Below are 6,964 nucleotides of genomic sequence, written 5' to 3'. Positions count from 1 at the left end.
CCCCCCCGACCCGCAACAGCCCGCCCGGCCCCAGGGGGCGGGCCTGCGATGTGGGCCCACACAAAAAAAGCGGCTCCTCGGAGCCGCTTTTGTCATGGGCGTCGTGCCGCTCAGGCTTCCCGGCGCAGGGCGGGGTAGAGGATTACGTCGCGGATGGAGGGCGAGTCCGTGATCAGCATGATCAGGCGGTCGATGCCGATGCCGCAGCCGCCGGTGGGGGGCATGCCGTATTCCAGCGCGCGGATGAAGTCGGCGTCATAGAACATGGCCTCGTCGTCACCGGCTTCCTTGTTGGCCACCTGGGCCTGGAAGCGCGCGGCCTGGTCTTCGGCGTCATTCAGCTCGGAGAAGCCATTGGCGTATTCGCGGCCGGTGATGAAGAGCTCGAAGCGCTCGGTGATCTTGGGGTTGGTGTCGGAGGCGCGGGCCAGGGGCGAGACCTCGACCGGGTAGTCGATGATGAAGGTGGGCTCCCAGAGCTTCTCTTCCACCGCGGCCTCGAACAGGCCGAACTGCAGCTCGGGCAGGGTCCAGTGCTTGGGCGCTTCCTCGCCCAGCTCCTTGAGCTTGGCGCGCAGCAGCTCGGCGTCATCGGCCTGGGCCTCGCTGAGGCCGGCATGCGCCACCAGGGAGTCGCGCACCGAGAGGCGGGCAAAGGGCTTGTCCAGGGCCACGGGGCGGCCGGCATAGCTGATGGCGGCGCTGCCGGTGGCGGCGATGGCGGCGTGGCGCAGCACCTGCTCGGTGAAGTCCATCAGATCATGGTGCGTCCAGTAGGCCGCATAGAACTCCATCATCGTGAACTCGGGGTTGTGACGCACCGAGACGCCTTCGTTGCGGAAGTTCCGGTTGATCTCGAACACCCGCTCGAAGCCGCCCACGACCAGGCGCTTGAGGTAGAGCTCGGGCGCGATGCGCAGGAACATCTCCTGGTCCAGCGCATTGTGGTGGGTCACGAAGGGGCGTGCATTGGCGCCGCCCGGGATGGGGTGCAGCATGGGGGTCTCGACCTCCAGGAAGCCCTGGTCCACCATGAAGCTGCGGATGGAGGAGACGGCCTTGCTGCGCGCCACAAAGCGCTTGCGGGCGTCTTCGTCGGTGATCAGGTCCACATAGCGCTGGCGGTACTTCTGCTCCTGGTCGCTCATGCCGTGGAACTTGTCCGGCAGGGGGCGCAGGCTCTTGGTCAGCAGACGCAGGGTGCTGACGCGCACCGACAGCTCGCCGGTCTTGGTCTTGAACAGCGTGCCCTCGGCGCCCACGATGTCGCCCAGGTCCAGGTGCTTGAAGCTCTCGTAGCTGTCCTCACCCACGCCGTCCTTGGTGACGAAGAGCTGGATGCGACCGGTGGCGTCCTGCAGGGTGCCGAAGGATGCCTTGCCCATCACGCGCTTGAGCATCAGGCGACCGGCCACGCTGACCTGGACGCCCTGCGGCTCCAGCGTCTCATTGTCCAGCTCGCCGTACTGCTGCGACAGGGGCAGGGCGCGGTGCTGGGGCTTGAAGTCGTTGGGGAAGGGCACCGCGGTCTTGGCGCGCAGGGCGGCCAGCTTCTCGCGGCGTTCCGTGATCAGCTGGTTCTCGTCCGCGGCGGCGGGGGCGTGGTGCGGCGTGGCGGGGGTGTGCTGGGTCATCATCAACTCGTTGAATTTGCTGCGATTTTAGCCGGGCCTCTTAGAATCCCGAGTTCCGCTCGAATCCGGCCTTCCATGCCCGTCTCGCTCCCCATCCTGGATCGCAAGATCCGCTTTGCCCTGGTCGGCTGCGGCCGCATCGCCCACAACCATGTCGCCGCCATCGCCAAGAATGGCGAGCGCGCCGAGCTGGTGGCGGTGTGCGACACCCAGCCCGAGGCTCTGGCCGCCGCCGTGGCGGCCACCGGCGCCGCCGGCTTTGCCTCGCTGGACGCGCTGCTGGCCGGCAGCCAGCCCGATATCGTGGTGCTGGCCACGCCCTCGGGCCTGCATTCGCAGCAAGCCATACGCCTGGCCCAGGCCGGCGTGCATGTGCTGAGCGAAAAGCCCATGGCCACCAAGTTCGAGGAAGGTCAGGCCATGGTGCGGGCCTGCCGCGATGCCGGGGTCAAGCTCTTCGTGGTCAAGCAGAACCGCCTGAACGCCACGGTGCAGCTGGTGAAGAAGGCCATCGATGAGGGCCGCTTCGGCCGCATCTATATGAGCACGGTCAATGTGTTCTGGACCCGGCCGCAGAGCTATTACGACGCCGCCAAATGGCGCGGCCGCTGGGATCTGGACGGCGGCGCCTTCATGAACCAGGCCAGCCACTATGTGGACCTGCTGGACTGGCTGGTGGGGCCGGTGGACTCGGTCCATGCCTACACCGCCACCCTGGCCCGCGATATCGAGGCCGAGGACACCGGCGTGATGAGCGTGCGCCTGCGCCACGGAGGCCTGGCCTCCATCAACGTCACCATGCTGACCTGGCCGCAGAACCTGGAAGGCTCCATCACCATCCTGGGCGAGAAGGGCACGGTCAAGATCGGCGGCACCGCGGTCAACAAGATCGAGCACTGGGCCTTTGCCGAGCCGCATCCGGACGATGAGGCGGTCAAGAACGCCAGCTATGAGACCGGCAGCGTCTACGGCTTCGGCCACCCGCTCTACTACGACAACGTGATCCGCACCCTGCGCGGCGAGGCTCACGCCGAGGTGGACGGCTACGAGGGTCTGCGCTCGCTGGAGATCCTGATCGCCGCCTACCGCAGCGCGCGCGACGGCCAGCGCGTGGGCCTGCCCCTGGTCTTCTGAGCCCCGCCGCATGAGCTACTGGAAACACGAATCCGCCATCGTCGACGAGGGCGCCCAGCTGGGCGAGGGCACCAAGGTCTGGCACTTCGCCCATGTGAGCCCGGGCGCGCGCATCGGCGCGGGCTGCTCGCTGGGGCAGGGCGTCTATGTGGGCAACGATGTGCTGATCGGCAAGGGCTGCAAGGTGCAGAACCATGTCTCGATCTATGACGCCGTGACCCTGGAGGACGAGGTCTTCTGCGGCCCCAGCATGGTGTTCACCAATGTCTACAACCCGCGTGCGGCCGTGGTGCGCAAACACGAGTACCGTCGCACCCTGGTGAAGAAGGGCGCGACCCTGGGCGCCAACTGCACCATCGTCTGCGGCAGCACCATCGGCGAATACGCCTTCATCGGCGCCGGCGCCGTGGTGCAGAAGGATGTGGCGCCGCATGCCCTGATGGTGGGCGTGCCCGCGCGGCGCATCGGCTGGATGAGCCGCCACGGCGAGCGCCTGCAATTCGATGCCGCGGGCCTGGCGAGCTGCCCGGCCACCGGCGAACGCTACCGCCTCAACGGCGAGCATGTGGAGCTGATCTCTTGAGCCTGCCCTTCATCGATCTGAAATCGCAGTACGCCGCGCTGAAGTCCAGCGTGGACGCGCGCATCCAGCGCGTGCTGGACCATGGCCAGTACATCATGGGCCCCGAGGTCAAGGAGCTGGAGGAGAAGCTGGCCGCCCATGTGGGCGTGCAGCACTGCATCACCGTCTCCAGCGGCACCGAGGCCCTGCTGATCGCGCTGATGGCCCTGGACATCAAGCCCGGCGACGAGGTCATTACCACCCCCTTCACCTTTGCCTCCACGGTGGAGGTGATCGCCCTGCTGGGCGCGGTACCGGTCTATGCCGATATCGAGCCCGACACCTGCAATATCGACGCCTCGCGCATTGCCGCCCTGATCACGCCGCGCACCCGCGCCATCATGCCGGTGAGCCTCTATGGCCAGGTCTGCGATATGGACGAGATCCGCGCCGTGGCCGGCAGCATCCCGGTGATCGAGGACGCGGCCCAGAGCTTTGGCGCCACGTACAAGGACCGTAAGAGCTGCGGCCTCAGCACCTTCGGCGCCACCAGCTTCTTCCCCAGCAAGCCGCTGGGCTGCTATGGCGACGGCGGCGCGCTCTTCACCGATGACGCAGCCCTGGCCCAGGCGGCGCGTGAGATCCGCGTACACGGCCAGAGCCAGCGCTACACCCACACCCGTGTGGGCGTGGGCGGCCGCATGGACACGCTGCAATGCGCCGTGGTGCTGGCCAAGCTGGAGCGTTTCGACTGGGAAATTGAGCGCCGCCTGGCCCTGGGCGAGCGCTACCAGCAGGCCCTGGCGGCGCTGCCCCTGCAGCGCCTGGCCGTGCGGCCGGATCGCGACTGCGTCTGGGCCCAGTTCACCGTGATGGTGGAGAACCGCGCCGCGGTGCAGCAGGCCCTGCAGGCCCAGGGCATTCCCACCGCCATCCACTATCCCAAGCCCCTGCATCGCCAGCCGGCCTATGCGCAGCTCGAGCTGAGCCTGCCGCATGCCGAGGCCGCGGCCGAGCGGGTGCTGAGCCTGCCCATGAGCCCCGATCTGAGCGAGGCCCAGCAGGATGAGGTGATCGCGGCCCTGCGCCGTGCCCTGGAGGCCTGAGCTTCATGCGTGCCGGGGGGCTGTGGCGCTCCACCCTCACCCTGCTGGCCGGTGGTGCCCTGGCCCAGGCCCTGCCCCTGCTGCTGGGGCCCTGGCTCACGCGCCTGTATTCGCCCACCGAGTTCGGCCAGTTCGCCCTGCTCTGGGCCCTGGCCACCAATGTGGCGGTGGTGGGCTGCGCGCGCTATGAATTTGCCCTGCCGCTGGAGCGGGAGGAGGGGCCGGCCGCCCTGCTGATGGGCCTGTGCCTGCGGGTGCTGCTGGGCGTGACGGCGGCCAGCGCCGTGGCCGGCGTGGTGCTGCTGGCCTGGCAGGACTATGACCTGGCCCTGGGTCTGCCCCTGGCCGTGCTGGCCGGTGCCGCGGCCCAGTGGCTCACGCTCTGGGCCACGCGCGCCCAGCGCTATGCCCAGCTGGCCGTGGCCCGCGTGCTGCAATACGGCGGCGGCGCGGTGGCACAGCTGGCCCTGGGCCTGGCGGGCCTGGGCGCCTGGGGTCTGCTGCGGGGCGCCAGCCTGGGGGGCCGGGGCGCGGCCGCGCGGCGGGCGCGGCCGGCGCCGCAGGGCGGCTGGCTGGGCCTGCTGGCCCAGCCGCGCGCGGCGCTGCAGACCCTGGCGCGCAAGCACCGCGACTTCCCCCTGCTCAACACCCCGCATGCCTTTGCCGGCGCCCTGCAGGACAGCCTGGCCCTGCTCATCATCACCAGCCTGGCCGGCGACGCCGCGGCGGGCTACTGGGCCCTGGCCCTGCGCTATCTGAAGGCGCCGGCCGGCCTGGTGGGTGGTGCCCTGTCCCAGACCCTGTATCCGCGTCTGGTGAACGCCCGCGATCCGGCCGAGGCCCTGGCCCTGGTGCGCCAGGCCCTGGCCGCCCTGGCCGTGCTGGCCCTGCCCCTGCTGCTGGTGCTGCTGCTCTGGGGCGGGCCGCTCTTTGCCTGGGCTTTTGGCGAGCGCTGGGTGGATGCCGGCCACCTGGCCCAGGCTCTGGCGCCCTATATCGCGCTGCACTTCATCGCCTCGCCGCTGTCGGTGGCCACCATGGCCTGGCAGGCCCAGGGCTGGGCCTTGCGCCTGGCCCTGGTGGGGCAGCTGCTCTTCGTGGCCGGCCTGGCCCTGGGCCTCAAGCTGGGTGGCCTGATCGGCGCGGCCTGGGGCGTGTCCGCCGCCATGGCCCTGTACTTCGGTTTCTTCTTCTGGTCGCTGGCGACCTGGAAGCGTTTTCCCGCCTTCACCCCCGCCACCCCCGCCCGAGGGCCTGCCGATGAGAGCTTGGCTTAACCGCGTGCGCCGCGCCCTGTGGCGCCAGCTCTTCTTCCGCATGGTCTTCGGTGAGCGTGGGGCGCCCCACAGCCGCATCGCGCCCAGCACCTGCATCGAGGGCGAGGCCGGCCTGCGCCTGGCCGACCATGTCTTCATCGGTCAGTTCAACTTTCTCGATGCCACGGCCGGGCTCACGATTGGCGAAGGTGTGCAGATCACCAATTTCTGCAGCATCGTCACCCACAGCTCGCACCGCGCCATCCGCCTGCTGGGGCGTGCCTATGCCAGCCACAGCGGGCCGGCGCCGGGTTATATCCAGGGGCCTATCGAGATCGGCCCCTATGTCTTCGTGGGCCCGCACAGCCTGATCGAGGCCAACACCCGCATCGGCCGCGGTGCCCTGATCTGCGCCTATGCGCAGCTGCGCGGCGAGGTGCCGGCCTTTGCCATCATGGCCGGCCAGCCCGCGCGCCAGGTGGGTGATGTGCGTGAGCGCGATGCGGCCCTGCTGGCCCAGTATCCCGAGCTCGCTGCTCACTACCAGGCCTGGGCCCACGAGGTTCCCCGATGAGACTGGTCCTGCTGGGCGATGGCGAAAGCCCGCATCTGCTGAAGTGGGCGCGGGCCCTGGCGCCGCGGGTGGAGCTCTGGGCGGCGTCCAGCCGCGGCTTTCTGCCCGAGTTCGAGAGCCTGTTGCCGCCCCAGCGCCGCCTGGCCCTGGGCCACGCCAGCGCGCATGGCGGCGGCAATATCGCGGTGATCAAGACCCTGCCGGCCCTGGGCGCCTGGCTGTCCAAGGTGGATGCCGACTGGATCAATGCCCATTACCTCACCTCGCACGGCACCCTGGCCTGGGCGGCGCGCACCGGCTGGCGTCTGCGCGCCCAGATCGCGGCCTCGGCCTGGGGCAGCGACATCCTGGTGACGCCCCGCCAGGGCGCGGCCTACCGCTGGCTGACCCGGCGCGCGCTGCGTGAGGCGCGGCTGTGCACCTCGGACTCGCGTCATATGACGGCGGTGATGCAGGGCGAGCTGGGCGCGGGCGAGGTGATGACCTTTCCCTTTGGCCTGGAGGCCCTGCCCAAACAGGGGGCCAAGAAGCAGCCCTGGCTCTTCTTTGCCAACCGCGGCCTGGAGCCCCTCTACCGGCCCGAGCGGGTGATCACCGCCTTTGCCGCCGTGGCGCGCGAGCAGCCCGAGGCGCGCCTGGCCGTGGCCAATGACGGCTCGCTGCGCCCGGCCCTGGAGGCCCAGGTGCGCACGCTGGGC

7 protein-coding genes are annotated in these 6,964 nt (G+C 69.6%); 6 read left to right on the top strand and 1 reads right to left on the bottom strand.

The genetic code is table 11. The features are described from left to right. Positions 1-110: 110 nt before the first annotated feature. The gene (lysS, locus tag ACK5F2_RS16010) at positions 111-1,637 is read right to left on the bottom strand and encodes a lysine--tRNA ligase (RefSeq protein ID WP_409866382.1); all 1,527 of its coding nucleotides are present in this window, start codon (positions 1,635-1,637) and stop codon (positions 111-113) included. Between the two features lie 72 nt (positions 1,638-1,709). Here lysS and ACK5F2_RS16005 point away from each other — a divergent pair, with 72 nt between their 5' ends. From ACK5F2_RS16005 to ACK5F2_RS15980, 6 genes are all read left to right on the top strand, one after another. After that, on the top strand, positions 1,710-2,768 hold the full coding sequence (locus tag ACK5F2_RS16005) for a Gfo/Idh/MocA family protein (protein ID WP_409866379.1): 1,059 nt from the start codon (positions 1,710-1,712) through the stop codon (positions 2,766-2,768). A gap of 10 nt (positions 2,769-2,778) precedes the next feature. Then, a complete protein-coding gene (locus ACK5F2_RS16000; protein ID WP_409866377.1) occupies positions 2,779-3,351 on the top strand; it encodes an acyltransferase in 573 nt (190 codons plus the stop codon). A 2-nt stretch (positions 3,352-3,353) separates the two neighbouring features. Then, entirely contained in the window at positions 3,354-4,436 is a 1,083-nt protein-coding gene (locus ACK5F2_RS15995; protein ID WP_409866383.1) for a DegT/DnrJ/EryC1/StrS family aminotransferase, read from the top strand. Positions 4,437-4,441: 5 nt separating this feature from the next. Next, positions 4,442-5,713 carry a lipopolysaccharide biosynthesis protein gene (locus tag ACK5F2_RS15990; protein ID WP_409866374.1) on the top strand — a complete coding sequence of 424 codons (1,272 nt, stop codon included), beginning with the start codon at positions 4,442-4,444 and terminating at the stop codon, positions 5,711-5,713. Next, positions 5,697-6,266 (top strand): acyltransferase, encoded by a 570-nt coding sequence (locus ACK5F2_RS15985; RefSeq protein ID WP_409866372.1) that lies wholly within the window; start codon positions 5,697-5,699, stop codon positions 6,264-6,266. Before ACK5F2_RS15990 ends, ACK5F2_RS15985 begins: the two co-directional genes overlap by 17 nt. Then, positions 6,263-6,964 (top strand): glycosyltransferase (locus ACK5F2_RS15980; RefSeq protein WP_409866369.1); only part of this gene is annotated, 702 nt, incomplete at its 3' end. The genes ACK5F2_RS15985 and ACK5F2_RS15980, both read left to right, overlap by 4 nt.

Source organism: Roseateles sp., assembly GCF_046300915.1.
GTDB lineage: Bacteria > Pseudomonadota > Gammaproteobacteria > Burkholderiales > Burkholderiaceae_C > Kinneretia.
This window is presented reverse-complemented; position numbering and strand designations above follow the sequence as displayed.